Source organism: Neobacillus niacini (assembly GCF_031456445.1).
Taxonomy (GTDB): Bacteria; Bacillota; Bacilli; order Bacillales; family Cytobacillaceae; genus Neobacillus; species Neobacillus niacini_I.
In genome coordinates, this window is sequence record NZ_JAVDUQ010000029.1 from 35,654 (window position 1) to 60,781 (window position 25,128).

27 protein-coding genes and 1 pseudogene are annotated in these 25,128 nt (G+C 39.2%); 20 read left to right on the top strand and 8 right to left on the bottom strand.

All coding sequences use genetic code 11. The annotated features are described in order from the left end of the window. Nucleotides 1–150 precede the first annotated feature (150 nt). Both J2Y67_RS20355 and J2Y67_RS20360 read left to right on the top strand, forming a co-directional pair. Nucleotides 151–1,341 carry a glycine C-acetyltransferase gene (locus J2Y67_RS20355; protein ID WP_310176989.1) on the top strand — a complete coding sequence of 397 codons (1,191 nt, stop codon included), beginning with the start codon at nt 151–153 and terminating at the stop codon, nt 1,339–1,341. A gap of 42 nt (nt 1,342–1,383) precedes the next feature. Next, nucleotides 1,384–2,346 carry an L-threonine 3-dehydrogenase gene (locus J2Y67_RS20360; protein ID WP_310176991.1) on the top strand — a complete coding sequence of 321 codons (963 nt, stop codon included), beginning with the start codon at nt 1,384–1,386 and terminating at the stop codon, nt 2,344–2,346. Nucleotides 2,347–2,388: 42 nt separating this feature from the next. On the opposite strand, the gene selD is transcribed toward J2Y67_RS20360, so the two are convergent. Next, nucleotides 2,389–3,456 carry a selenide, water dikinase SelD gene (selD, locus tag J2Y67_RS20365; RefSeq protein WP_396954111.1) on the bottom strand — a complete coding sequence of 356 codons (1,068 nt, stop codon included), beginning with the start codon at nt 3,454–3,456 and terminating at the stop codon, nt 2,389–2,391. Nucleotides 3,457–3,631: 175 nt separating this feature from the next. Here selD and J2Y67_RS20370 point away from each other — a divergent pair. Beyond that, nucleotides 3,632–3,817 (top strand): annotated as a pseudogene (locus J2Y67_RS20370) (Rdx family protein); the annotation flags it as partial. A gap of 186 nt (nt 3,818–4,003) precedes the next feature. Here the strand turns inward: J2Y67_RS20370 and J2Y67_RS20375 are convergent. Continuing rightward, complete coding sequence (locus tag J2Y67_RS20375; protein WP_310176995.1) at nt 4,004–4,393, bottom strand: Hsp20/alpha crystallin family protein; 390 nt, start codon at nt 4,391–4,393, stop codon at nt 4,004–4,006. Between the two features lie 100 nt (nt 4,394–4,493). On the opposite strand from J2Y67_RS20375, the gene selA reads away from it, so the two are divergent. After that, nucleotides 4,494–5,909, top strand: coding sequence for an L-seryl-tRNA(Sec) selenium transferase (gene selA, locus J2Y67_RS20380; RefSeq protein WP_310176998.1), 1,416 nt, complete (start codon nt 4,494–4,496; stop codon nt 5,907–5,909). A gap of 91 nt (nt 5,910–6,000) precedes the next feature. Here the strand turns inward: selA and J2Y67_RS20385 are convergent, their stop codons facing one another. After that, nucleotides 6,001–6,141, bottom strand: a complete 141-nt coding sequence (locus J2Y67_RS20385; RefSeq protein ID WP_198313209.1) for a small acid-soluble spore protein P — start codon at nt 6,139–6,141, stop codon at nt 6,001–6,003. A gap of 114 nt (nt 6,142–6,255) precedes the next feature. On the opposite strand from J2Y67_RS20385, the gene J2Y67_RS20390 reads away from it, so the two are divergent. Next, nucleotides 6,256–6,519, top strand: coding sequence for a hypothetical protein (locus J2Y67_RS20390; RefSeq protein ID WP_026576419.1), 264 nt, complete (start codon nt 6,256–6,258; stop codon nt 6,517–6,519). A gap of 39 nt (nt 6,520–6,558) precedes the next feature. Here J2Y67_RS20390 and sspO read toward each other — a convergent pair whose 3' ends face one another. Further along, a complete protein-coding gene (sspO, locus tag J2Y67_RS20395; protein ID WP_198313208.1) occupies nt 6,559–6,708 on the bottom strand; it encodes a small acid-soluble spore protein O in 150 nt (49 codons plus the stop codon). A 455-nt stretch (nt 6,709–7,163) separates the two neighbouring features. On the opposite strand from sspO, the gene acnA reads away from it, so the two are divergent. The 11 genes from acnA to J2Y67_RS20450 all read left to right on the top strand — a co-directional run bounded on the left by acnA (nt 7,164) and on the right by J2Y67_RS20450 (nt 18,699). Further along, complete coding sequence (gene acnA, locus J2Y67_RS20400; RefSeq protein WP_310177007.1) at nt 7,164–9,872, top strand: aconitate hydratase AcnA; 2,709 nt, start codon at nt 7,164–7,166, stop codon at nt 9,870–9,872. Nucleotides 9,873–10,193: 321 nt separating this feature from the next. Continuing rightward, nucleotides 10,194–11,903 (top strand): ribosomal protection-like ABC-F family protein, encoded by a 1,710-nt coding sequence (abc-f, locus tag J2Y67_RS20405; protein WP_310177009.1) that lies wholly within the window; start codon nt 10,194–10,196, stop codon nt 11,901–11,903. A gap of 138 nt (nt 11,904–12,041) precedes the next feature. Beyond that, a complete protein-coding gene (gene mtnA, locus J2Y67_RS20410) occupies nt 12,042–13,088 on the top strand; it encodes an S-methyl-5-thioribose-1-phosphate isomerase (protein WP_310177010.1) in 1,047 nt (348 codons plus the stop codon). 24 nt (nt 13,089–13,112) lie between these two features. Beyond that, nucleotides 13,113–13,907 carry a class II aldolase/adducin family protein gene (locus tag J2Y67_RS20415; protein ID WP_310177011.1) on the top strand — a complete coding sequence of 265 codons (795 nt, stop codon included), beginning with the start codon at nt 13,113–13,115 and terminating at the stop codon, nt 13,905–13,907. 190 nt (nt 13,908–14,097) lie between these two features. After that, a complete protein-coding gene (locus tag J2Y67_RS20420) occupies nt 14,098–14,631 on the top strand; it encodes a redoxin domain-containing protein (protein WP_310177013.1) in 534 nt (177 codons plus the stop codon). A 131-nt stretch (nt 14,632–14,762) separates the two neighbouring features. Beyond that, nucleotides 14,763–14,894: an FbpB family small basic protein gene (locus J2Y67_RS20425; RefSeq protein ID WP_026576412.1), complete on the top strand. Its 132-nt coding sequence runs from the start codon at nt 14,763–14,765 to the stop codon at nt 14,892–14,894. Between the two features lie 66 nt (nt 14,895–14,960). Continuing rightward, nucleotides 14,961–15,104, top strand: coding sequence for an acid-soluble spore protein N (locus J2Y67_RS20430; RefSeq protein ID WP_310177014.1), 144 nt, complete (start codon nt 14,961–14,963; stop codon nt 15,102–15,104). 128 nt (nt 15,105–15,232) lie between these two features. Further along, complete coding sequence (gene tlp, locus J2Y67_RS20435; protein WP_310177016.1) at nt 15,233–15,454, top strand: small acid-soluble spore protein Tlp; 222 nt, start codon at nt 15,233–15,235, stop codon at nt 15,452–15,454. A 176-nt stretch (nt 15,455–15,630) separates the two neighbouring features. Next, nucleotides 15,631–17,937: an AAA family ATPase gene (locus tag J2Y67_RS20440; protein ID WP_463675868.1), complete on the top strand. Its 2,307-nt coding sequence runs from the start codon at nt 15,631–15,633 to the stop codon at nt 17,935–17,937. A 16-nt stretch (nt 17,938–17,953) separates the two neighbouring features. Then, on the top strand, nt 17,954–18,382 hold the full coding sequence (locus J2Y67_RS20445) for an acyl-CoA thioesterase (protein WP_310177021.1): 429 nt from the start codon (nt 17,954–17,956) through the stop codon (nt 18,380–18,382). A 23-nt stretch (nt 18,383–18,405) separates the two neighbouring features. Continuing rightward, nucleotides 18,406–18,699, top strand: coding sequence for a hypothetical protein (locus J2Y67_RS20450; protein WP_310177024.1), 294 nt, complete (start codon nt 18,406–18,408; stop codon nt 18,697–18,699). Nucleotides 18,700–18,719: 20 nt separating this feature from the next. Here the strand turns inward: J2Y67_RS20450 and J2Y67_RS20455 are convergent, their stop codons facing one another. Further along, nucleotides 18,720–19,028: a HesB/YadR/YfhF family protein gene (locus tag J2Y67_RS20455; protein ID WP_310177025.1), complete on the bottom strand. Its 309-nt coding sequence runs from the start codon at nt 19,026–19,028 to the stop codon at nt 18,720–18,722. A gap of 93 nt (nt 19,029–19,121) precedes the next feature. Then, the gene (locus J2Y67_RS20460; RefSeq protein WP_310177027.1) at nt 19,122–20,267 is read right to left on the bottom strand and encodes a CapA family protein; all 1,146 of its coding nucleotides are present in this window, start codon (nt 20,265–20,267) and stop codon (nt 19,122–19,124) included. Nucleotides 20,268–20,555: 288 nt separating this feature from the next. Between J2Y67_RS20460 and J2Y67_RS20465 the strand changes: the two genes are divergently transcribed. Then, a complete protein-coding gene (locus J2Y67_RS20465; RefSeq protein WP_310177029.1) occupies nt 20,556–20,681 on the top strand; it encodes a hypothetical protein in 126 nt (41 codons plus the stop codon). A gap of 25 nt (nt 20,682–20,706) precedes the next feature. On the opposite strand, the gene J2Y67_RS20470 is transcribed toward J2Y67_RS20465, so the two are convergent. Both J2Y67_RS20470 and plsY read right to left on the bottom strand, forming a co-directional pair. After that, complete coding sequence (locus tag J2Y67_RS20470; protein ID WP_310177030.1) at nt 20,707–20,883, bottom strand: hypothetical protein; 177 nt, start codon at nt 20,881–20,883, stop codon at nt 20,707–20,709. A gap of 115 nt (nt 20,884–20,998) precedes the next feature. Then, nucleotides 20,999–21,595 (bottom strand): glycerol-3-phosphate 1-O-acyltransferase PlsY, encoded by a 597-nt coding sequence (gene plsY / locus J2Y67_RS20475; RefSeq protein ID WP_310177033.1) that lies wholly within the window; start codon nt 21,593–21,595, stop codon nt 20,999–21,001. Between the two features lie 191 nt (nt 21,596–21,786). Between plsY and J2Y67_RS20480 the strand changes: the two genes are divergently transcribed. From J2Y67_RS20480 to J2Y67_RS20490, 3 genes are all read left to right on the top strand, one after another. Then, nucleotides 21,787–23,526 (top strand): glycosyl hydrolase family 18 protein, encoded by a 1,740-nt coding sequence (locus J2Y67_RS20480; RefSeq protein WP_310177035.1) that lies wholly within the window; start codon nt 21,787–21,789, stop codon nt 23,524–23,526. Nucleotides 23,527–23,761: 235 nt separating this feature from the next. After that, the gene (locus tag J2Y67_RS20485) at nt 23,762–24,616 is read left to right on the top strand and encodes a sensor histidine kinase (protein ID WP_310177037.1); all 855 of its coding nucleotides are present in this window, start codon (nt 23,762–23,764) and stop codon (nt 24,614–24,616) included. A gap of 92 nt (nt 24,617–24,708) precedes the next feature. Next, on the top strand, nt 24,709–25,122 hold the full coding sequence (locus J2Y67_RS20490) for a CoA-binding protein (protein ID WP_310177039.1): 414 nt from the start codon (nt 24,709–24,711) through the stop codon (nt 25,120–25,122). Nucleotides 25,123–25,128 lie beyond the last annotated feature (6 nt).

The window sequence follows — 25,128 nt, forward strand, 5'->3', positions numbered from 1 at the left end:
GGTATGAACATTTCGAAAAAAATATGATAAAGTAATTAACAAGAATGCTTTTATATAAGCAATAAAGCTGAATTTTACTGTCCGTTCCCAGTAGACAATTGTGCTCAGGGTAACGACAAACAGCAGCTGATTTGATAGGGAGGTAATTAAGTGTCCAGTCATATTTTGGAGCAATTTTTAAATGAAAATCTTGAAGATTTAAAAGGGAAAGGTCTATACAATGTTATTGACCCTTTAGAAAGTCCAAACGGTCCTGTCATTATCATCAATGGAAAGGAGCTTGTAAATCTTTCCTCAAATAATTATTTAGGGCTTGCAACAGATGAGCGTTTGAAACAAGCCGCAAGAGAAGCAATCGAACAATACGGTGTGGGCGCCGGTGCCGTCCGTACCATTAATGGAACCCTCAAGCTTCATGTGGAATTAGAGGAAAAATTAGCTGAGTTTAAGCATACAGAAGCAGCAATTGCCTATCAGTCAGGTTTTAACTGTAATATGGCAGCGATTTCAGCCGTTATGGATAAAAATGATGCGATCCTATCAGACGAACTGAACCACGCTTCCATTATTGATGGCTGCCGTTTATCAAAAGCGAAAATTATCCGCTTTAACCACTCTGATATGGAAGATTTACGAGCAAGAGCAATGGAAGCAAAGGAATCAGGTCTTTACAATAAAATTATGGTCATTACCGATGGGGTCTTCTCAATGGATGGAGATGTAGCCTTAATACCTGAGATTGTAAAAATCGCAGAAGAATTTGATTTGATTACGTATGTCGATGATGCCCATGGTTCAGGTGTACTTGGCGAGGGGGCCGGTACTGTCAAGCATTTCGGTTTATCTGATAAAATTGATTTCCAAATCGGTACACTTTCAAAAGCCATCGGGGTTGTCGGCGGCTATGTGGCTGGTAAGAAAAATTTAATTGATTGGCTGAAGGTTCGCAGCCGTCCATTCCTTTTTTCAACTTCCCTAACCCCTGCAGATGTTGCAGCAAGTAAAAAATCAATTGAAATTTTAATGGAAAGCACTGAACTGAATCAAAAGCTTTGGGAGAATGGTAATTACCTGAAAAAAGGCTTAAAGGAATTGGGCTTTAATATTGGTAACAGTGAAACCCCAATCACTCCTTGTATTATTGGGGACGAATCGTTAACGCAAACATTTAGTAAACGTTTGAATGAAGAAGGGGTATATGCAAAAGCGATTGTATTCCCAACGGTTCCACAGGGAACAGGACGTGTCCGGAACATGCCAACTGCTGCCCATACGAAAGAAATGCTGGATAAAGCCATTGCGATTTATGAAAAGGTCGGTAAGGAAATGGGAGTCATTTAAACTTTCTATATACATCATGGTGAAGAGGACGGGGGATTTTCTATGAAAAGAATTTTAATCACAGGTGCATTGGGGCAAATTGGATCTGAGTTAACAACAAGGCTTAGAGAAATTTACGGCGTGGACAATGTAATTGCCACCGATATAAGAAAGAGTGACAATTTAAATTTCGAAAGTGGTCCCTTCGAAATTTTAGATGTAACAGACGGAAAACGAATGGTTGAAATCGCCAAAAAATATAATGTGGATACCATCATGCATTTAGCAGCTCTTTTATCCGCAACAGCGGAAGCTAAGCCTTTGTTTGCTTGGAATTTAAATATGGGCGGACTCATGAATGCCCTTGAAACAGCAAGAGAGGTTAATGCACAATTTTTCACACCAAGTTCGATTGGTGCTTTTGGACCAACTACACCTAAAGACCAAACACCGCAGGATACGATTATGCGCCCAACTACCATGTACGGGGTCAATAAAGTCGCTGGGGAGTTATTAGCTGATTACTATTACCAAAGGTTCGGAGTCGATACACGCGGCGTACGTTTTCCGGGATTAATTTCCTATGTAGCACTGCCAGGCGGGGGAACAACGGATTATGCGGTTGAAATCTACTACGAAGCGATTAAAAATGGCAGATATACCTCATATATTGATAAAGGCACCTACATGGATATGATGTATATGCCGGATGCCTTGAATGCCATCATCGATTTAATGGAAGCAGATTCATCAAAGCTGATTCACCGTAATGCCTTCAATGTGACAGCCATGAGTTTTGCGCCGGAGGATATCGCGGCAAATATCATGAAGTACATTCCTAACTTTAAAATGTCCTTTGATCCAGATCCTGTCCGCCAAAAAATTGCAGACAGCTGGCCAAATTCGATTGATGCCACTGCAGCAAAACAAGAATGGGGCTTTAAATATGAATATGATTTGGACAAAATGACCAAAGATATGATTGATAAATTATCCCATAAACTGCAAATTAGAAAGATGGCATAGGGCATTACAAAAAAACAGCGAAGCATCCATGATGCTTCGCTGTTATCTTTTTATATAAATTAGTTTTTCTTTTTTCTCAGTAACGCGTCCAATGATCGATGCATGGACAAGATCATGAGAATGAAGACTTTCAATATACGCGTTTGCTTCTTTTTCATCTAATGAAACCAGTAATCCCCCGGATGTAATGGCGTCACAAAGAACAAGTTGTTCATCTGGAAGGATCTCCTCATATACAACATCATCAAGAAGCCATTTATGATTTGATTTTGATCCACCCGGTACGACACCGTCTTTAGCTAACTCAATAGCCCCCTCAAGGATTGGAACTTGAGATAACGAAATTTCAAAGCTCACCCCGCTGCCGCGCGCCATTTCACTGCCATGACCGAGCAGTCCAAAACCAGTGACATCGGTAACCGAGTGTGGATGAAAGCTAGTTAAAACTTCTGCAGCTGTTTTATTCAGCATCGCCATCGTTTCCGTGACAGATTGTTCTTGTTCCTTAGAAACAGCATTTCTTTTAATTCCAGTTGTCAGAATACCCACACCGATTGGTTTAGTTAAAACGAGTACGTCACCAGGCTGGGCACCAATATTTTTCCAGACCTTTTTCGGGTGTACGATTCCGGTTACCGATAGACCGAATTTCGGCTCTTGATCATCAATCGAGTGGCCGCCCACTGTAATTGCACCTGATTCTTTCACCTTATCTGCTGCCCCCCGTAGAATTTCGGAAAGCATATCCGGCCCGAGTTTCTTAATCGGATAACCGACAATATTCATGACGGTTTTCGGTTGTCCGCCCATGGCATAGACATCGCTTAATGCATTCGCCGCAGCAATCTGCCCGAACATATAGGGGTCATCCACGATTGGAGTAAAATAATCTAAGGTCTGAATGAGTGCAATGGAATCCGTTATTTGAAATACTCCGGCATCGTCGGATGTTTCGTGTCCAACGAGTAACTCCGGAACAGGGTCTTGTTTTGGTAATAGACGCAAAACTTGCGCCAGGTCCTCAGGACCAATTTTGCAGCCTCAGCCAGCTTTCGTTGACAATGAGGTTAGGCGAATTTTTTCTTGTTCACTCAATTTGTCCACCTCCATCTACCTAGTATAACTCTTTTACGTTTAATTGCGCACTAATGGTGCAAAATAATTGCTGTGATAAAAGGGATAGGGTAGAATATTTTTACTATCTTGATGTAGTAAACTAGGAGGGTCCCATATGAAAAACTATCATGTAATGGTAGAATTTTGCATGCAATGAAACTACGCACCAAAAGCTGCGAGTTTCGCAGAAGAATTATTTACCTATTTTAACCGTAATATTAAAAAGATGGAATTAATTCCTGCCTCAGGCGGTGTTTTTGAAGTAACAGTTGATGGAGTAAAAATTTACTCCAAAGATGAAACTGGTGTTTTTCCTGATACAGACGAAATCATTAAAACAATAGAAAACATGTAAAGAAAACTCACCGACTGGCGAGCCCTTAAGGGCGTTTCATGAGGCGTAGTTGCACTTATGCCTGATAGGAAAGTTTACTTTCCTATCAGCTAAAAAAAGCCCTCATTTCCTAAATAAGAAGGATTTGATGGCTTTAAAATTCCTGATAATAGTATTATGTAAACTGCTACAAAAAAAGAAAAACGGTTACGGCAGTGTAATAAAACGATTGTTACCTACACCTTTTTCTGTTTTGGAGATAAATACCTCTAAAATTCCATTTTGAAAAAAGGCACAGACTTTCTGATTTTTTATCGGAAAGGGGAAGTCAATGGTTCTAATCTTTTTCATATTTGAAGAGAACGTCTGTTTCAGAGCCGTTATAATAAGCTTCATATCCTCCACTTTTACGGAAAGATCTGCTGATTTAAATTCATCTAAAACAGCCTCCACAATCCAGTCTTTTTCTGTCTCATATAAGTCAATCTGAAATTGGGTCATGTCACAATAAGAGGTTAATGGATCTAAGAAATAATTTTCTAACCATTTTTCCATTTGATCCAAATCGTAACACTGATCATCTTTGTTTCTATTCAAAGCGATTCCCCCCTTGCTTGGTTTATTTTATTCAAACTGTCGTGAAATGTGAAAAATGCTATAATAGGTAAAAAAGTAGGGAAATAAAGGAGTTAAAATTGTGAAACAATGGTTACGTTCGATTCCAGCTGTTCATGAACTGCAAAATCACCCGCAATTTTTGAGCCTCCTTGAAGAGCGGGGGATAGATTTTAAGCAATTAACAAAGCAGTTGAAAGAGGTAATAGAGCAAATAAGAAATGAACTGATAAAAGATACCTGGGCAGGCGCTTTGCCAGATTCCAGCTCGTTTATTGAGGATGTATTTATTCGTCTTAAAGGAAAAGTAGAAAAACAATTTACCTATACATTAGAAAAAGTAATTAATGCAACGGGTACGATTTTACATACAAATCTTGGCCGGGCAAGGCTAAGTGAACATGCAATTGAGCATGTAGTTGAAACCGCACGAAACTACTCAAATCTCGAGTATTTAATTGAAGAGGGAAAACGAGGCTCCCGCCACAGTCATGTGGAAGCATTGTTAAAAGAAATCACCGGTGCCGAAGCAGTCATGGTTGTAAATAATAATGCAGCTGCCGTTTACCTTGTGTTAACCGCGCTTGCAAAAAACAAAGAGGTCATTGTCTCGCGCGGCCAGCTCGTTGAAATTGGCGGTTCATTTCGCATATCTTCCATTATGGAAGAAAGCGGTGCCAAGCTTGTGGAAGTAGGAACAACGAATAAGACACATCTGTTTGACTATGAAAAAGCGATTACTCCCGAGACATCGATTGTAATGAAGGTTCATACGAGTAATTTTAAGATAATTGGTTTTACAAAATCGGTTGCAACAGACGAACTTATCCAGTTAACCAGAAATCACGAATCGATTATTTTTTACGAAGACTTAGGCAGTGGAGCTCTTTTTGATTTCAGAAAACACGGAATTGGAGAGGAACCGGTTGTAAACGAAGTGATTGCAATGGGTGCCGATCTCGTAACCTTTAGTGGAGATAAACTGCTCGGCGGACCGCAAGCTGGAGTGATTGCTGGAAAAAAAGAACTCATTCATCAATTAAAAAAACACCAGCTGGCTCGAGTGGTTCGGGTGGATAAGATGACCTTAGCGGCTCTAGAGGGTACATTAATGGATTATGCTCGGGGAGAGAAGGGGCTGCAGCATATCCCGACAATCCGTGATCTACTTGTTCCTATCACTCAATTAGACGAACGATCACAAGATTTTGTTTCGCAGCTTTTAGCAAAAACATGCCAATTTCAAACAAAAATTTTTCCAGGAACCAGTCAAGTAGGCGGAGGCACAATGCCGGATGTCGAGCTTCCGACAATGGTTATTTCCCTTAAACATGAAGCCTTAACTGCCGTGCAGCTAAGCAGGAAATTACGAATGGAATCAAAGCCTGCAATCATTGGGCGGATTCAAAACGATGAATTTTTGATTGATTTACGAACTGTCATACCTGAAGAAGAAGGTTTAATTATAAATGCTCTAACTTCAGTAGACCCCTCTTAGAGGGGTCTACTGACTAATATGATAAATTTTCGACTTTGAGAATTGTCCAGCTCCACCACTTTTCGGGGCTGACCAAGGCGCTTCCGCTTTTCTACATATCATGATGCGAATTATGTTTTGCACGGGTATGATTGCGATTCTTTACTTTATGAGAACCGCTCATCGGCTCCGGCTGACCGGATTGTTTCGTAGCATTTTTACGCATATCTTTACCATCGTTTTTGTTCACCATTTTCATCCCTCCTACACATTAGGATGCTGTGAAGACCTCATTTTCATGCCTGAATATTTTTTTCGGTTCTGTGCAATTTAACGGTAAACATCAAGAAAGGAGTGAAACCGAGATATGCAAAAAAATCCTTACCATAAGGACAAACAACAGGCTTTCCAGGCTGCTCAGCAGGGATATGAGAATGCTCAGGGTCTTTATTATGATATTGTCACCGATAGTGCAAGCTACGGTCATCAGCTAAAGCATTTAAAAGATGAAGTGAATGAAGCTTACCAGCAAATTGAAAATGCATTGGAAGTTGCTTCAGAACATCAGAGAGCACAGCTTGAACGATTCCAGCAGGATCTTCAATCAATGGTTTCAGAAGTAAACCAATAAGAATAGGAAAAATAAAAGCAGGGGGGAGACCTCCTGCTTTTATTGATTCTTCTTCCGCTTTTTATTGTTCATTCTTTCTTTAACCGTCAACGGCTCTTTTGCTATCTCTTCATTAAATCCTGCACCTTGTCCCTGAGCACTGGCAGCATTTGCTCCGGGAATGACATGATTTGCCTTACGTTTTCCCATACCAACCACCTCCTTATCTGTTAATATTTCCTTTGAGCCTAAAATAATGACATCAAAAAGTTTTTTTGACATAATAATAACGAATACAAAGGAAAACAGATGTTTGAGAATCATCTTATCCCTGATAACGTTTTCGAAATATTTCGAACTCTTTTTATAAAAGAGTATAAGAAAAACTTATCGACCGCAATAACTTTCTTGTTATTTACTTATGTTAAAGGTTGTATTAAGATAAGAATTGTGAGAAAAGTAGGGGTGAAAGAGAATATTCAAACTTTTCGTTAATTTTTGTATTTCCCGCATTAACGGGCAGTAAAACAAGCGATTGTTGGAAAAATAAATTATTGTAGTTATAACTGCCCGTAAATGCCAGATTGGTTCAACTACCAATCAGTGGAAAAACCGCCCACTGATTGAAGTTTCACCTTATAGTTAAGAATGAGGGGGATTTACTCATGGTAAAAAATGATGTTTTTAACGCAAAATCTTCTTTTGAAGCAAATGGTAAACGTTATCACTATTACCGTTTAAATGCGTTAGAAGAAGCCGGTATTGGAAAAGTTTCCAAATTACCTTATTCCGTAAAAGTACTACTTGAATCCGTACTTCGCCAATATGATGGCCGTGTTATTACAAAAGAGCATGTTGAAAACTTAGCAAAATGGGGAACAAATGAGCTAAAAGAAGTGGATGTTCCATTTAAACCAGCTCGTGTTATCCTTCAAGACTTCACAGGCGTACCTGCTGTTGTTGACCTTGCTTCTCTTAGAAAAGCAATGGCTGATCTTGGTGGAAATCCTGACAAAATTAATCCTGAGAAAACAGTTGACCTTGTTATCGACCACTCTGTACAAGTAGATGCCTATGGTTCTGCTGATTCATTAAGAATTAACATGGATTATGAATTCGAACGTAATGCTGAGCGCTACCAATTCTTAAGCTGGGCACAAAAATCCTTTAACAACTACCGTGCCGTGCCGCCAGCAACTGGTATCGTTCACCAAGTAAACTTAGAGTACTTAGCAGATGTTGTTCATGTAGCAGATGTAGATGGAGAACTAGAAACTTATCCAGATACATTAGTAGGTACTGACTCTCATACAACCATGATCAATGGTCTTGGCGTACTTGGCTGGGGTGTTGGCGGTATCGAGGCGGAAGCTGGAATGCTTGGACAGCCTTCATATTTCCCTGTACCTGAAGTGGTTGGGGTTAAATTAGTAGGAGAGCTTCCAAACGGTGCAACTGCAACGGACCTTGCCCTTAAAGTAACACAAGTACTTCGTAAACATGGTGTAGTTGGTAAATTCGTAGAATATTTCGGACCAGGAGTATCTACATTACCACTTGCTGACCGTGCAACCATTGCCAATATGGCACCTGAATATGGTGCAACATGTGGTTTCTTCCCAATTGACGGGGAATCACTTGAATATATGCGCCTAACAGGTCGTGATGAAGAACAAGTAAACGTGGTTGAACAATATTCCAAAGCTAACGGATTATTCTTTGATCCATCTTTTGAACCAGTTTATACAGATGTTATCGAAATTGACCTTTCTGAGATTGAAGCGAATCTTTCTGGTCCTAAGCGTCCACAAGATTTGATCCCTCTTTCAAAAATGAAAGATGAGTTCGTTAAAGCTGTATCTGCTCCTCAAGGAAACCAAGGCTTTGGATTACAGGCTGACGAACTTGAGAAATCTGCAACCATTAAGTTTAACAATGGCGACGAATCAGATATTAAAACAGGTGCAGTTGCGATTGCTTCCATCACAAGCTGTACAAATACATCTAACCCATACGTTCTAGTTGGTGCAGGACTTGTTGCGAAGAAAGCTGTTGAACTTGGAATGGAAGTTCCTAAGTTTGTAAAAACTTCTTTGGCACCAGGATCTAAAGTTGTAACTGGTTACCTTCGTGATTCCGGTTTACTTCCATACTTAGAGCAAATCGGCTTCAACCTTGTTGGTTATGGCTGTACAACATGTATCGGTAACTCCGGTCCATTAAAAGAAGAAATCGAAAAAACAATCGCTGAAAACGATCTATTAGTTACATCTGTACTTTCTGGTAACCGTAACTTTGAAGGCCGTATTCATCCGCTTGTAAAAGCAAACTACCTTGCTTCACCACCATTAGTTGTTGCTTACGCCCTTGCGGGTACTGTAAACATCGACTTTGCTAATGAGGCAATCGGAAAAGATAAAGATGGTAACGAAGTATTCTTCAAGGATATTTGGCCATCAACGGCTGAAGTAAATGATGTTGTAAAACGTACCGTTACACCTGAATTATTCCGCAGTGAATATGCGAATGTCTTTGGTGACAACGAGCGTTGGAACGAAATCAAAACAAGCAATGAGCCATTATACACTTGGGATGAAGATTCTACTTACATTGCAAATCCGCCATTCTTTGAAGGCTTATCACCAGAGCCTGGCAAAGTTGAACCATTATCTGGTCTTCGTATTGTTGGTAAATTTGGCGACTCTGTAACAACTGACCATATCTCTCCTGCAGGAGCAATTGGTAAAAATACTCCAGCTGGTAAATATCTATTAGAAAAAGGCGTTCAGCCTCGTGACTTTAACTCGTACGGTTCTCGCCGTGGTAACCATGAAGTCATGATGCGCGGAACATTTGCAAACATCCGTATCCGTAACCAAATCGCTCCTGGTACAGAAGGCGGCTTCACAACTTACTGGCCAACTGGTGAAGTTACATCTATCTACGATGCTTGCATGAAGTACAAGGAAAACGGTACTGGACTAATGGTTCTTGCCGGTAAAGATTACGGAATGGGCTCTTCACGTGACTGGGCTGCAAAAGGTACAAACCTTTTAGGCATCAAAACCGTTCTTGCTGAAAGCTTTGAACGTATCCACCGTTCTAACCTTGTGTTAATGGGTGTTCTTCCACTTCAATTTAAAGAAGGCGACAACGCTGAAACACTTGGTTTAACTGGTAAAGAAACATTCGAAGTTCAAGTAGACGAAAACGTAAAACCACGTGATCTTCTAAAAGTTACAGCAACTGATGAAGCTGGCAACAAGAAAGAATTTGAAGTAGTAGTACGTTTCGACTCAGAAGTTGAAATCGACTACTACCGTCACGGTGGTATTCTACAAATGGTATTACGTGAAAAATTACAAGAAGCGTAATAACGAATATAAAAACCACCATGCTTATTTAAGCATGGTGGTTTTTTATGGTTGACAATTTAAAAGAGGATACCATACTATAGAAGTACAAAACGAAAAGGAATGATAAAGAGGCATGAAGTATTAATCTTATGATTCAGCTCATATTTCGAATAACCGAAAAATGATGAACCTGAAGAATAGGATTAGTCTGTCCTTTTTACGTCCATAATTTTGATTTTACCCTTAAATGTCTTATGGTTTTTTTCCTGTGCATTTTTTAGGGGGATTTCTAATGATTAGGACAAAACTCTCTTCAGGTTCATGGAAGGGAGTTTTTTTATGTTTAACGAATCCATGACGGTTTTAAAGGCAACCGGAATAGAGAAAAGCTTTGAATTAAGAAAAATATTTGACCAGATTAATTTTGAGGTAAAAAAGGGAGAAAGGATCGGGTTAGTCGGTTATAACGGGACAGGCAAGACCACACTGGCGAATTTAATTTTAGGCCGGCTAAAACCGGACAACGGAACAATTGAGATCGCGAAGGAGTGCAAGATTGGTGTCCTTTCACAATCCATTGATTATGAATTTACTAATTTTGGCGATACCCAATTGGTTGATCATTTATACGAACACACAAGCGGACTTGGTCTTGAAAAAGTCTTTGATTGGGAAGAGGACCGTTTACAGCATTTGAGCGGTGGTGAGAAGTTAAAGCTTGCACTTTCACTTATTTGGTCCAGCAAGCCTGATTTTTTAATTCTTGATGAGCCAACCAATCATTTAGATTTAAAGGGAATCAAATGGTTAGTAGCTGAATTGAAAAAATTTCAGGGACCGGTTTTGATCATCTCGCACGACCGTTATTTTTTAGATGAAACGGTAAATCGCATTTTTGAAATAGAAGATAAGAAACTTCATTTTTATAAAGGAAATTATCATGAGTATCGTAAGGAAAAACAAAAACGGAATGAGGATCAGTTTCATAAATACACCGTTCAGCAAAAGAAGAAGGAAAAAATTGAAGAGCAAATGGATCAATTAAAATCATGGTCTGATCAGGCACACCGGAATTCAACAAAGCAGGGAAGAGATTTTGGCATGAAAGAATATCATCGTGTTAAAGCAAAAAAGCGCGATAGTCAGGTCAAATCGAAAATGAAACGGCTGCAAAACGAACTGGCAAAAAATAAAATTGAAAAACCAATGGAAGAATTGGAAATTAAGTTTCAGTTTGAAGCGGATGGAAAGAGGGGGAAACGAATCATTGAGGCAAAGAATTTAGGGAAGCGCTATGGGAATCGCACCCTTTTTCAGGACACTAATTTTTATATAAATTATGGAGAACGAATCGGATTGTTTGGCGAAAACGGCTGCGGCAAAACCACACTAATCCGAATGGTTTTAGATCAAGAATCGTCATCACAAGGGACTCTTTGGAAAAGCGACTCTATTAAAATTGCTTATCTAAGTCAGGATGTTCACGACTTGCCAGAAGAAAAAACAGCGATTGAAGCATTAGGTTTTACGGAGCGGCAAGACCTTTACCGAGCGAGAACCTTATTAGCCAACCTCGGATTAAAAGAGGAGCTTATCACCAAGCCAATTGCGACGCTTAGTTTAGGAGAACGAACAAGAGTTAAATTGGTGGATATGCTAATGAAAAATTACGATGTTCTTGTTCTTGATGAACCAACCAATCATCTTGATTTGCCAAGCAGGGAACAATTAGAAAATACATTAAACGAGTTTACGGGAACCATTATTACCGTGTCTCATGATCATTATTTTCTTAATAAAATCTGTGATAAGCTTTTGGTATTTGAAAATCAAAAAATTAAACGGATAGAAATGAAGCCAGAAGAATACATGAAAAAGGAAAACGCCAATGAGAATGTAAGTAAAAAAGAGGCATTAATGGTAGTTGAAAATCGTCTAGCAACCGTCCTTGGAGAATTATCGCTACTTGATCAAAATCATCCGGACTTTGTGGTATTGGATCATGAATTCAAAGAGCTTTTAGCTCAAAAAAAGAAGCTTAATAAATAATTTTCTAGCAATTCCCCCCATTTTAACGATAATGAAAAGTCTTGCATCTATCGAAGATATTGATAAAATTACAATGGTAGAAGCTTAAATTCATTAAAAACGAGTATTTGTATAGATGAAAGAGGAGAGGGGTTAAACATGACAGATACATTTTTACAATCAGTTTTCTTCGAAGACGGTGTATTGAAAATACTTGACCAAACGAAAATTCCCAATGTTACGGAATTTCTTGAAATCACAAAAATTGAAGATGCCTGGGATGCCATTAAGCAATTGAAAGTCCGTGGAGCTCCTGCCATCGGTATTGCGGCTGCTTACGGGTTATTACTAGGAATAAAGGATGCCCCAGAGCATTCCCTTGATGATTTTTATGTTGTTTTTAAAAAGCAATCAGATTATCTGGCTACTTCCAGACCAACAGCCGTTAATTTATTTTGGGCTCTGAAACGGATGGATGACCGTGTTCAAAAGGAAAAAACTCGTCCTGTCACACAAATAAAAGAAGCACTTGAACATGAAGCACACTTCATTCGAAACGAAGATGAAGAAGTTTGCCGAACCATCGGTGAGCATGCCTTGACCCTTTTAAATGATGGTATGGGGATTCTCACTCATTGTAATGCCGGCGGAATTGCTACAGCACGCTACGGTACCGCACTTGCGCCACTTTATTTAGCGAAAGAACAAGGCTGGGATATAAAAGTATTTGCTGATGAAACACGACCACTCCTGCAGGGAGCACGATTAACAGCATGGGAACTGATGCAGGCAGGAATTGATGTAACCTTAATTACCGATAATATGGCAGCAATGGTCATGCAAAAAGGCTGGGTGCAGGCAGTTATTGTCGGCTGTGACCGTGTTGCCGCTAATGGCGATGTTGCCAATAAAATTGGCACTTACGGTGTTTCCCTGCTGGCAAAGGCACATAACATCCCATTTTATGTAGCAGCTCCGATTTCAACGATTGATTTGGAAACGAAGACGGGTGCTGATATTCCAATCGAGGAAAGGGATGCATCCGAAATTACCGAGGGATTTGGAAAAAGAACCGCTCCCGAAGGTGTAAAAGTTTTTAACCCTGCATTTGATGTGACACCACAAGAATACGTGACAGCTATTATTACAGAAAAGGGCATAATAACAGGTAACTATGAAGAAGAGCTTCCAAAACTTTTTCAATGATAAAGAATGGAAGGCAGGGTGCCAATGATTACGGAAATTAAATTTAAAAAGCAGATATGTGAAATCGGAAAAAGGGTTTATGAAAAAGGGTTTGTCGCTGCTAATGATGGCAACATTTCCATTCGTGTAAATGATAATGAATTCCTCATCACTCCTACTGGGGTGAGTAAAGGTTTTATGACACCCGAAATGATTGTGAAGGTCGATCGTCAGGGAAATATTCTGGAGGGGGATTATAAACCTACATCTGAAATAAAAATGCATCTGCTTGTTTATCAGGAACGTCCTGACATTCAGGCAGTTGTGCATGTTCATCCTCCCTATGCTACAGCGTTTGCCATTGCCGGCATCCCGCTTGATCAAGCCATCATGCCTGAATCCGTTGTTTACTTAGGGACAATCCCAATTGCGGAATATGGTACACCGTCAACGGAAGAAGTCCCTGATGCTGTTAAAAAGCATGTCCATAGCCATCAGGGGGTGCTGCTTGAAAATCACGGGGCCCTGACATGGGGAACAACACTAGAGCATGCTTATTATTTGATGGAATCATTAGAATTCAGTGCAAAAATAAATTGGATTTGTAAACAAATCAATGGGGATCGAGAGCTTTCGAAAAAACATGTACGGAGATTAGTAACGATGAAAAGAGAGATGGGAATTATGGGTGAAACACCGATTGGTTCTGATGCCCCTGAAGGCACTCATGCCATAAAAAAAACAAAGGCAGTAGAATGCTCTTTATCCGAACATGATCTAAATCTGATTGTTGATAAAGTAACCAAAAATATATTAGAAGTCCTGACAAAACATGATTAAGGCAAGCATTGCGCTTGCTTTTTGTTTTTATAGAAAAGAAAATTCATTTTGACATAGAGAATTGGTCAACTCCAGGAGCCTTCTGCTTTTCTTTCAAATGTTCACAGATTTGGCATATCCAAACTTTGTTTCAACAAAGTTTATAGTGTAAAATCGATATAGCATACAATGAACGAAGGAGGTTTCGGGTATGGTTAAAAAAGTAATCGCCGCAGTCGTCTTAATCACTTTGCTTACGGTAGCAATCGTTCAAGCGATGGATAAAAAGGCAGAACCCGAAAGCACAACAACACAAACAACCGCTTCAGATGGACTTAAAGTCGGGGCTAAGGCACCTGATTTTGAATTAAAAACCCTCACAGGAGAAAAAATTAAGCTTTCCGATTTAAAAGGGAAGAAAGTAATGCTTAACTTCTGGGCAACCTGGTGCCCCCCATGTAAAGCAGAGATGCCTGCAATGGAAAAATTCTATAAAGAAAAGGATAAAGACCTTGTCATACTTGCCGTTAATATTGATCCGCAATTAGATGTCAAAGGCTTTGTTAATAAAAATAAAATTACGTTCCCCATTCTTCTTGATGAAGAGGATCATGTAAATGAAACGTATCAAATTTTATCCATTCCAACAACGTATTTTATCAACAGTAAAGGAATTATTGAAAATAAATTTACCGGCGGAATGGAATTAGCCCAAATGAAGCAATTTGCTGAGAAATTAAATTAAAAGACGTTGCCCCTCGGGCCAATGTCTTTTTTTAGTCAGTCTAAAAAATAAAATTTTCAAAAAGTTGTAATAATTTCACCCGATTTCGGGCATAATACCTGTTAGAATAGGTGTTAAGGAAGGTGAAAGACATGAGAAAACCAAGAAAACGCTCCTTTGCAGAGCTTGTTTCTGAAAATAAAAATCAATTAATGAAGGACCATGCTGCATTGGAAAAAATCGAAGAACGAATTGAAGCAAAACGCCTTGGAAAGGCGGAATAAACTTTCAGTCATTACCAATCATGAACTCCTCCAATCAGGTTAAACTGTAAAGGAGGAGGGATATAAATGACGAATGCAAATGGAAAAGGTGAACATTTTGTTCCTAACCATATTGGCACACAACCACGTGGCTTTGGTGGAAATAAAGGAAAAAAAATGCAGGATACATCTGGCAAACACGCTCAGGTAATCCAAACAAAAGGCGAATAATGAAATGGAGACTCGTCGCTAGTTTTTTAGCAGCGGGTCTTTTTTTGTCTGAAAAATTTTTGTGATATTTTTTGTTCTTCGTTACAAACTATATCTGTATCATGAACAACTTTAAGGAGGAATTGAAAATGAATTATAACAATCAGCCAAAACCAGATGATCGCAGCGATAACGCTGAAAAATTACAAAAGATGATTTCTGACACGGAACAAAATATCCATAAGGCGGAAGAGTCCCTTCAATTTACGGACAGTGACACACAACGCCAGCAAATCGAAGCAAAAAATGACCGCCGCCGTGAAAGTATTCAATCGTTCAAATCTGAAATTCAAGATGAAATCAACCAATAATCGAAGACCTGCCCTTTGCGGCAGGTCTTTCTTTAGCTAATAGGGAAACTTTTCTAAGTGCAACTACGCCTCATGAACCGCCCTTAGGGGCCCGCCAATCGGCGAGTTTTCTTTATAATTTCCAGTATCATAAGTGCTTATGGTAATATAGAGGAGGAAATTTGGAAAAAGAAGTGATGAAGGTGATCCAACAAGAAATGGTAAACTGGGAAATCGAGCTAAGGGAAAAAGGGTATATTGTGGAGGAGAGTAAGCTAATCGATACATTACAAAAGGAAGGCCACCCACATATACTTTCAAAGCTGCTTACCTTAGCTGCTCTTTCACGGATTGGCCGTAATAAGCAGCAAACCCTTTCCGTCCTCATGATGGAAAAAGCGCTAGAACTAGATCCGACCAATGCGAAAGCTAAGGAGTTTTTCATTCATTTTGAATGGAAAAAGAAAGAGCATTTACTTGACCCACTCTCCTTTCCCTCGATAAGAGAAACCGATAATCGGACGGCTAAAAAGAAAATTGCGGAAGAATATATACATATTTGCAAGGTTTTTTTAGAAGTAGCAGATGAACACCTTAAAGAACTAGAAAACAATAGAGAGATTGCTTCAACAATTGATAATATGGGGCTTTATGAAAAATACCAATCCCTTTCCGAAAATCTTATAAAAGCCGTTAAAATCGTAGGAAACCTCCACAAAGCAGCAACAGAGTACGATCAATCGATTACAGGTGTTTTTCATACGTCCACCTATTATGAGGAATTAAAAACCCAGTTAATTGCATTGGAAGAACTAAAAAAGCGGTGGCAGACTTTTTTCCTCGAGAAAGAACCGGATGAAGGCAATCTTAAAAAAAATGCACTTGAACAATTAAATGAAATGATTGGCATGGAACAAGTGAAAAAACGAGTAAATGATTTTTATCGCTTTCTAAAATACCAAAAACAACGTAAAGAACTTGGCTTTCATATAAAAGATGATTTAATCCTTAACATGGTCCTTACCGGAAATCCAGGAACCGGTAAAACGACAATTGCCCGCTTACTTGCAAGAATCTACCACGAACTCGGTGTTTTACCGAGGGAGGAAGTAATCGAAGTGGATCGCGCGCAATTGGTCGGTTCCTATGTAGGCCAAACAGAGGAAAATGTCCGAGCCGTTGTAGAACGTGCCATTGGCGGAGTGCTTTTCATTGATGAAGCCTATAGTTTGAAACGGGCCGGGCAAACAGGAAATGACTATGGCCAAACAGCGATTGACACGCTTGTTTCACTTATGACTGGGCAGGAATATGGCGGAAGGTTTGCTGTCATCTTAGCAGGATATCCGGAAGAAATGCGCTCGTTTTTGGATGCAAATCCAGGATTACGGAGCCGCTTTCCACAGTCCAATCTTCTCCACTTACCAAACTATTCAAATGAAGAGTTAGTGATGATAGCGGAAAAGATTGCGGATGAGAACGACTATATTCTTACAGATGAAGCCAAAATCGAGATTGGGCATCGGCTGGAGAAAGAACGGGTGGATGATACCTTTGGGAACGCCAGGACTGTCCGCAACATTGTGTTAGATGCAATTTTTAAAAAAGGGGCAAAAGAAGACCTTCCAGAATTTTTTCATTTTATGATCCTCGGGAAGGAAGATTTCTTAATTGAAAAAACAGAAAATTTGATTTCCCCTTATGATAAATTAGAGCGCTTGATTGGCCTGGAAGCATTAAAAGAGGAGATGCAATCCCTTATCTCTTTTGTTAAAATGCAACAATTTCGAAGAAGACAGCAGCTTCCAACGGTTCCCATCCAGCTTCATGCTGTTTTTACCGGTAATCCGGGTACAGGTAAAACAACTGTTGCGCAAATTTATGCCGAACTCTTACGGGATTGCGGCATTTTAAAAAGAGGCCATTTAATCGTTGCCAGCCGAGCAGATTTTGTGGCTGGATATGTGGGACAAACAGCCGGAAAAACGAAAAAGAAAATCAGAGAAGCATTAGGCGGGGTACTTTTTATTGATGAAGCCTACTCCTTGCTGGGGCATTCAAGCAATGATTTTGGCAAGGAAGTTATTGATACACTGGTGGATGAAATGACGAAGCAAAACGAAAATCTAGTAGTGGTTTTGGCAGGTTACCCGAATGAAATGGATAGTCTCCTAGAAAGTAACCCAGGATTACGGTCGAGATTTAAGAAGTTTTTCCTTTTCCCTGATTATTCAGCGGAAGAACTTTTAGCAATCATGGAGGCCTACGCAGAAGGTTTTCAATATCAAATCACAAGCGAAGCCCGTGATTTATTGAAAGGGGCTCTTAAGGCGAAAAAATTTAACGGAAATGGTCGTTTTGCAACAAACTTAGTAGATGAAATGATTCAAGCACAAGCCCTAAGATTGATGAATGAACGATTGGATGAACCATTAGCGGAGCAACTCTATTTTATTACTCCTGATGATGTAAGGATAGCCTTAAAAAAGATAGAAATTAAATAAAAAGGAATGGTTGAAAGTGGATCAATATTTTATTTCAACAAGAGAAATTCAGCTTTACTATGCTGATACAGATGCCATGGGAGTCATCTACCACGCGAATTATTTGAAATTTTTTGAGCTTGGGCGGACAGGCATCATTGAAGACCTTGGGTATAACTATGTAGCAATGGAGGAAGCAGGTTACTTTGCCCCAGTTTATGATGTTCAGGTTACCTATAAAAAGCCGCTTCGCTATGGCGATAAAGGCTTTGTGAACACATGGGTGGAACTAAATGACGGCGTTAAAACCGTATACGGGTATTCGATTGTAAATGGGGAAGATGAAGTTTGTGCAACGGGCACCACGACCCATATTATAGTCAAAAAGGAGAATTTCCGCCCTACTTCCTTTAAAAAGGCATTTCCTGAATGGTTTTTAAAATACGAGGAAATTAAGAAAAAGTAATTTGTAATGTGGGGTGTTCTGGGATGGCATTTGGAATTAGAAGAGACGAATTGAATGAGTGGAAACGGAAAATTGATCGTGGTGAAATCGCCTTTTTAACCCATTATTGGCTTGACGACCGCTTCCCTGGGGACAAAACCGTTACAAAAGTAGGCTGCAATGATTTGGAAAAGTTAGCTGAGTGGGGTAGAAAATATGGTCTTAAAAAGGAATGGATTGACCATCGAAAGGATGGCTATTCTCACTTTGACCTACTCGGCGAGCGTCAAAAAGAAATACTACAAACAGAAGGTCTGTTAAAACATATTTGGGAATAATAAGAAAAGCACACCTGATATTAAACTTCAGGTGTGCTTTGTTTTTTATAATCAATCACAGGCTCATCCGATCCGTCTGGTAATTCAATGACCAAGTCATGTTCATCAAAATACCATTCATCTTTTTCTTCAATATAAAAGGTAATTCCATCTACCTCTTTTTTTACAGCCAAATTAATCGGTTCTTCGCTTTCGATTCCTAAAGAAAATCCACTTTGTACATTGCTGCAACCGCCATATCGCGCAAAAAAACGGACATAATCCCCATTTGTCAAACCAAGTTCCTCTATATACCATGCTGCTGCTTCCTTGCTAATCTGAATATTCATTTGAAACTCCTTTCTAAAATCCATACCACACATTATATTGCTATTCTTTACAGAAATCGAGGAAAATACATTTTAGAAAAAAATAGCCCCGGATTAACGGAGCCATTGATACATATGATTTTGAATCTCTTTATATTTTGCTTTTGGATTGGATAGACCGTATGGACCGGCTTTTTCCAATGGATAGACCTTATAATGTTTCTTTTTTGATACAAAGGTTGGAAAAAAACGCGGATTAGATAATGTGATAGAAGATCCTTTTTCCGAAACCTGCTTAGAAATATCAATGGTGGTTAATCCGCCGATGTCTTTATAGTTTTCTGATTGGCCGGAAATAAAATTCCCTAATGAGTAAACGACAAATGCCTTCCTGCCATCCTGGGTTTTAATCCAATCCATTGGCTGTAACACATGCGGGTGGGAACCGAAAATTATGTCAGCCCCTTCATCAGCAAGGAATTGGGCTAAATCCTTTTGCTCCGCAGTTGGAAAGCGTTGATATTCATTGCCCCAATGAATGCTGATGACCACAACATCTGCGACTTTTTTTGCCCGATGGATTTCATTTTTCATGAGGTCACGATTGATGAGATTCACAAGAAAATCCTTATCATCCGGAATAGGAATCCCGTTTGTCCCGTATGTATACGCTAGAAATGCAATTTTAATCCCATTCCTGTTAAGAATCCTTAATTTTTTTCGGTCCTCTTCGTCGATAAAGCTGCCTACATGTGGTAAGCCAATGCTGTTCAAATATTCAGCCTCCGAATCAATTCCTTTTTCGCCCTTATCCAATGAATGATTATTGGCAGTCGAAACAATATCCACACCTGTATGAACGAGCGCATCGGCCACTTCGTGCGGACTATTGAAAGTCGGGTAGCTTGAGAGCCCAAGCTCAATCCCGCCAAGTGTGCTTTCTTGATTGGCTGTTAAAATATCAGGCTTCTCTAATAAACTTTTCACATTTGCAAACAACGGATCAAAATTGTATCGATGACCATTGTAAGTATACCGATAAACTCGATCATGCATAAGAATATCACCGATAGCCCCGAGGGTTATTTTCTCACTTATACTACGTCCCAACACAGGCTGAAGCCGTGGTGAGTTCGGTTTTGATACATGAACCTTCGCGTCAGTCTCTTGAGTTTGGTGTTGCTGAATAAAAAGAACGGCGGCGATAATGATACAGAAAAGAATAATAAAAACCGATAAAATGGATGTTTTCTTTTTCATACATGCTCCTAACTATGCGGATTTAAGCAAATTCATTTTAAAAATACCCTGAATGCGATAATATATATGTAGTATTTTACGGCTTTTTGTCGAATTATTAAATAAAAAAATGGAGTTGTGACGATGTTCAAAATCACTGGCAGTGCCGGGCAAGTTTTACAGAAGGTTGTGGATTCCGAAAAACAATCACCGGAAGAGGAGCTATTTGTTCGCCTAACGATGGGAATTGGCTGAGGGGGCCCAAAGCTTAATCTGTCTCTGGAAGAGCGGACAATACAAGGGGATCAATTGTTTACATTTGAAGACTTAAAAATCATTATCCATGAAAAAGATTATGTCTATTTCGATCATACGAAGCTTGATTATGTCAAAGATACACTTGGAAAAAATCGTTTCCAATTATTAAAAATATAAAGTGGAGCCGCCAAGCTCCACTTTTTTATGGTTCCAGCTGTTCAAGAAAATCAATCAATTCATCAAAGTTTTTTGTTTGCTGAATAGGCGTTTCATGATCATAACTAGATTCACAGGAGGAAAATTGAATTAAGAACTGGTTTGGGTCTGTACTTTCAGAAACCATCGTTGAAAATGTAATCATTTCTTTTACGCTTGGCATAAAAATCCCCTCCACAAATTGCTAACCTCTACATCTATTTTATCGTAGTTCATATCATTTTTATGGTAAGGATTTTGAAATTTTTATGAAAAAAACAAGAGCTATAAGCGCTTGTTTAATGATTACGAGAAAGCCATTTCACCTTTGGTTCTGTTTTATTGATAATCCGTTTAATATTTGCCCGATGTCGATAAACAACAAAGGAGGCCATGAAAACGACTACTATGATCAATGGGATATCGTTAAGGAAAAGCGAATAAATCACTGCACATACCCCAGCAATCATCGAAGATAGAGAAACATACTTTGTTATAAACAAACTGATAAAAAAGATGACCAAAACGGTTAAAAACAAAAGTGGAGCATAGCCTAGCAGGACACCGGCAGATGTGGCCACCGCTTTCCCTCCGCGAAATCCTGCGAAAATCGGGTAGGTATGTCCAATAATAGCAAAGATACCAAAGATTAATTCATTAAGTTCAAGATGAAAAAGATGCGGCAGGTAGGCAGCTAATGTGCCTTTTAATATATCCGCAATAGTAACAGCCAGTCCTGCTTTTACACCCAGTGTTCGAAAGGTATTTGTCCCACCTAAATTTCCGCTGCCATGTTCACGAATATCTGTCTTATAAAATACTTTTCCGATGATTAACCCAGATGGGATCGAGCCCAGCAAATAAGCAAGGATCACGCACAAAATAATTTGAACCATTTATTTTTATCTCCTTCTACAAATAGATCCAGTGTTTTTATTTTATCATGGAATTACAAAAACGCCATCTTTCCTTTAGTTTATGAGCGAAAAAGTAGAAGTCCTCATGAAGTTCCATTTAGAAAAAGAAGAAAGTACCTTCTCAATTCCAATTCGATACTTTACGATAGATATAAGGGGGAAAAAGAGACATGGCACGCATTGAATACTATAAGAATCAAAAATTATCACCGAAATGGATGATAGGAGGACTGTTAATCGCCATTTTGCTGATCGTTTCTTCGATTCTCTTAATCCTTTATCCTTTCGCATCTAAGGAAAAAACGACCTATTTTCATGGTAAATATCCAATTCTATTTAACAAACATCAGCAGGGAAATGCATTACTTGAGGGAACCACCGTTTATATTCCTCTTTCCTTTTTACAGGAAAATATCGATAAAAGCATTGTCTACGATGAAAAGTCGCATTCAATCATTATCACAACAGCAGATAAAGTCATTCAAATGCCTACTGATTCTTTAACCTACTTCGTTAATCAGAAACCTGTTAAGCTTCAAATGTCGCCGATTAAAACAGATGATGGAGAGATTTTCGTTGCTCTTGATCCAATCCTATCATTGTATCCTATCCAATATCGAAAATTGGCGGACAGTGGCGCCATTTGGATTCAAAGGAATGGGGAGAAACTGGTAAAGGGGCAACTTACATCCGACGATTTGAACAAAGAAAAATTAAGACTACGGACAAAACCAACGCTTCAGGCGCCCTATACAACGCAAATGAAACAGCAGGAGCCTGTTTGGATAGAAGGGGAGCAAGAAGGATATTTTCTCGTTCGCAACCAATCCGGTATTAGCGGCTATATCAAAAAAGACTATGTAAATAAAAAGAAAACGGTAACCATTAGGATTAACCGAGACGTTAAACAGGTTCATCCCATGAAAATAAACGGATCTGTCCAATTAACATGGGAAGCAGTTTATACAAAAAATCCAGATCCTTCGAAAATTTCCAATATGGCGGGTGTGAACGTCGTTTCACCGACATGGTTTACCCTAGAAAAGAAGAATGGGTCAATCAAAAATCTTGCCTCCCATGACTATAGTAAATGGGCAAAATCGAAAGGTTATCAGGTTTGGGGATTGTTTTCAAATGGTTTTGATCCGGAATTAACCCATGGTGCACTAAAAGACTATGAAACTCGTCAAAAAATGATCCGTCAACTGCTGCTATTCAGTAAAATGTACAAGCTACAAGGAATTAATTTTGATATTGAAAATGTAAACAGCAATGATGGACCATTGGTCACGCAATTAATGCGTGAAGCGGCACCCTATTTGCACGAAGCAGGCCTGATCGTTTCCATGGATATCACCTTTTCAGCAGGTGATAATAACAACTGGTCTTCCTTTTATGAACGAAAGGAGCTTTCCAAATTAGCGGATTATTTGATAGTCATGGCTTATGACGAACATTGGGGAGCCGCCTCGGGTGCAGGCAGTGTTGCCAGTCTGCCATGGGTGGAAAAGAATTTACAGACACTGCTTACAGAAGTGCCAAATGAGCGGTTGATTCTCGGGATCCCTTTATATACAAGGCTGTGGATGATTGAAACGAAAAAGGATGGAACTGAGAAAATTTCTGCAAAGACCCTAACAATGGATCGTGTGAAAGCATGGCTGAAGGAGAAGAAATTGAAGCCAAAATATGATGCAGAAAGCGGTCAAAACTATGCTGAATATTACGATGCGAAAGAAAAAACAAGTTATAAAATTTGGATTGAGGATGAACTTTCTTTGAAAAAACGAGCAGAATTAGCGGAGCAATATGACCTAGCAGGTGTTGCCAGCTGGTCAAGTTTCTTTGCAGCTAAAGATGCATGGGTTGCTTTAAATATGAACACGAATAAATCAGTCACCAAAAAATAACCGGCAAAATGCTGGTTATTTTTTTATCAAAAAAAGAACAAATAAAGGCAAATTCATTACAAAAATATGGAGATTTTTCAAAATGTTTGATTCTTTATTGCTTGCATCATTCCACCCAAATATAATTTAAGTAACCATTAAAAGGAAAAACAAAGAGTAGAGCCGGCCGATTCGACATAGGGAATGGTCGGTTTTGTTGCATATAATCAAGAACAAATGAAAGTGGTGATCGTTTATGAAAAAAGGAATGAATCATGATATAGCCTCTCAAGAACTGACCGAAAAGTACGAGGCAATGATTCAAATGTTGGAAAACCGAGTTCAAGAGGAGATGGCAAAAAACAGGCAGAAAGACCAAATGCTGATTCAGCAGGCAAAGCTTGCTGCTATGGGCGAGATCCTTACAGGCATTGGGCATCAGTGGAGACTGCCTCTTAATCACTTGTCACTTTTAATCCAAGACATAAGGGATGTTCAAAGTTTTGGGGAAATGAACGATCAATATATGGACCAATTTGCGAATGAGAGTATGATATTAATTGATTTTTTGACCGGCACGATTCAAGATTTTCGGAAATTTTATCGTCCAAGTAAAGAAAAATGTGCATTTTCAATGGCAGAATCGATTGAAGCAGCCTTGTCCATTTTCTCCTATTTTCTAAAGAAACATGAGATTCATGTTTACTTTGAATACCGGGAGCAGCAAAAAGCCTATGGCTACCCAAATGAATTTAGCCAGGCAGTCCTCAATCTCTTTATCAATATAAGAGATGCATTTGTAAAAAAAGAAATAAATGATCGAAAATTATTTATCACGATAAACGAATCATCCGGTCATCTTATCGCCGAAATCATTGACAATGCAGGGGGTGCCGAACCTGAACTCCTTTCAAAAATGTTTGATGCAAATGATTCTGCTTGGTCTCAGGATACAATTCTCGGCTTATTCATTACCAAAGTCATTCTTGAAAGCATGAATGGCTCCATTACTGCTGACAATGTCGGAGACGGGATCCGATATCACCTCTCCGTTCCAAAAATCACTTCAGTAGCGGTTTCTCGATATTCTCAAAGTGAAAATCTCACATAGAGCAGGGGGCCCTATTAAAAGGTGAGCGTTGTTTTTTGTTTTTCATCGACAAAGAGGTAAAATGGAGGAAAAGGATGAAGGAAGTGGCATAAATGGCAATTGAAAATCCAAGTCGTGCAGAGTTGGGAGCGATTTTAAAAAAAGCAAAAAGAATTGCGGTGGTTGGACTAAGTAATAATCCGGATCGGACCTCTTACATGGTATCGGAAGCGATGCAAAAGGCAGGTTACGAGATAATCCCTGTCAATCCAACGATTGATGAAGCGCTTGGCGTTAAAGCTGTCGCTTCCTTAAAGGATATCGAAGGGCACGTCGATATTGTCAATGTCTTCCGACGTTCGGAGCAATTATTGGATGTTGCAAAAGAATTTGACGAAATTGACTGCGATATTTTTTGGGCACAGCAGGGATGCATAAGTGAAGAGGCTTATCAATTTTTAAAGGAAAAGGGTAATACCGTCATCATGGACCGCTGTATTAAGGTAGAACATGCGTTAACAAAATAATAAAGA

What these genes read in the sequence shown, in the direction of transcription:
- J2Y67_RS20360 (WP_310176991.1), top strand. Translation starts at nt 1,384, where the DNA reads ATGAAAAGAATTTTAATCACAGGTGCATTGGGGCAAATTGGATCTGAG.
- J2Y67_RS20385 (WP_198313209.1), bottom strand. Translation starts at nt 6,141, where the DNA reads ATGGTGAACAAAAACGATGGTAAAGATATGCGTAAAAATGCTACGAAA.
- J2Y67_RS20390 (WP_026576419.1), top strand. Translation starts at nt 6,256, where the DNA reads ATGCAAAAAAATCCTTACCATAAGGACAAACAACAGGCTTTCCAGGCT.
- sspO (WP_198313208.1), bottom strand. Translation starts at nt 6,708, where the DNA reads ATGGGAAAACGTAAGGCAAATCATGTCATTCCCGGAGCAAATGCTGCC.
- acnA (WP_310177007.1), top strand. Translation starts at nt 7,164, where the DNA reads ATGGTAAAAAATGATGTTTTTAACGCAAAATCTTCTTTTGAAGCAAAT.
- abc-f (WP_310177009.1), top strand. Translation starts at nt 10,194, where the DNA reads ATGTTTAACGAATCCATGACGGTTTTAAAGGCAACCGGAATAGAGAAA.
- mtnA (WP_310177010.1), top strand. Translation starts at nt 12,042, where the DNA reads ATGACAGATACATTTTTACAATCAGTTTTCTTCGAAGACGGTGTATTG.
- J2Y67_RS20415 (WP_310177011.1), top strand. Translation starts at nt 13,113, where the DNA reads ATGATTACGGAAATTAAATTTAAAAAGCAGATATGTGAAATCGGAAAA.
- J2Y67_RS20420 (WP_310177013.1), top strand. Translation starts at nt 14,098, where the DNA reads ATGGTTAAAAAAGTAATCGCCGCAGTCGTCTTAATCACTTTGCTTACG.
- J2Y67_RS20425 (WP_026576412.1), top strand. Translation starts at nt 14,763, where the DNA reads ATGAGAAAACCAAGAAAACGCTCCTTTGCAGAGCTTGTTTCTGAAAAT.
- J2Y67_RS20430 (WP_310177014.1), top strand. Translation starts at nt 14,961, where the DNA reads ATGACGAATGCAAATGGAAAAGGTGAACATTTTGTTCCTAACCATATT.
- tlp (WP_310177016.1), top strand. Translation starts at nt 15,233, where the DNA reads ATGAATTATAACAATCAGCCAAAACCAGATGATCGCAGCGATAACGCT.
- J2Y67_RS20440 (WP_463675868.1), top strand. Translation starts at nt 15,631, where the DNA reads ATGAAGGTGATCCAACAAGAAATGGTAAACTGGGAAATCGAGCTAAGG.
- J2Y67_RS20450 (WP_310177024.1), top strand. Translation starts at nt 18,406, where the DNA reads ATGGCATTTGGAATTAGAAGAGACGAATTGAATGAGTGGAAACGGAAA.
- J2Y67_RS20455 (WP_310177025.1), bottom strand. Translation starts at nt 19,028, where the DNA reads ATGAATATTCAGATTAGCAAGGAAGCAGCAGCATGGTATATAGAGGAA.
- J2Y67_RS20460 (WP_310177027.1), bottom strand. Translation starts at nt 20,267, where the DNA reads ATGAAAAAGAAAACATCCATTTTATCGGTTTTTATTATTCTTTTCTGT.
- J2Y67_RS20470 (WP_310177030.1), bottom strand. Translation starts at nt 20,883, where the DNA reads ATGCCAAGCGTAAAAGAAATGATTACATTTTCAACGATGGTTTCTGAA.
- plsY (WP_310177033.1), bottom strand. Translation starts at nt 21,595, where the DNA reads ATGGTTCAAATTATTTTGTGCGTGATCCTTGCTTATTTGCTGGGCTCG.
- J2Y67_RS20480 (WP_310177035.1), top strand. Translation starts at nt 21,787, where the DNA reads ATGGCACGCATTGAATACTATAAGAATCAAAAATTATCACCGAAATGG.
- J2Y67_RS20485 (WP_310177037.1), top strand. Translation starts at nt 23,762, where the DNA reads ATGAAAAAAGGAATGAATCATGATATAGCCTCTCAAGAACTGACCGAA.
- J2Y67_RS20490 (WP_310177039.1), top strand. Translation starts at nt 24,709, where the DNA reads ATGGCAATTGAAAATCCAAGTCGTGCAGAGTTGGGAGCGATTTTAAAA.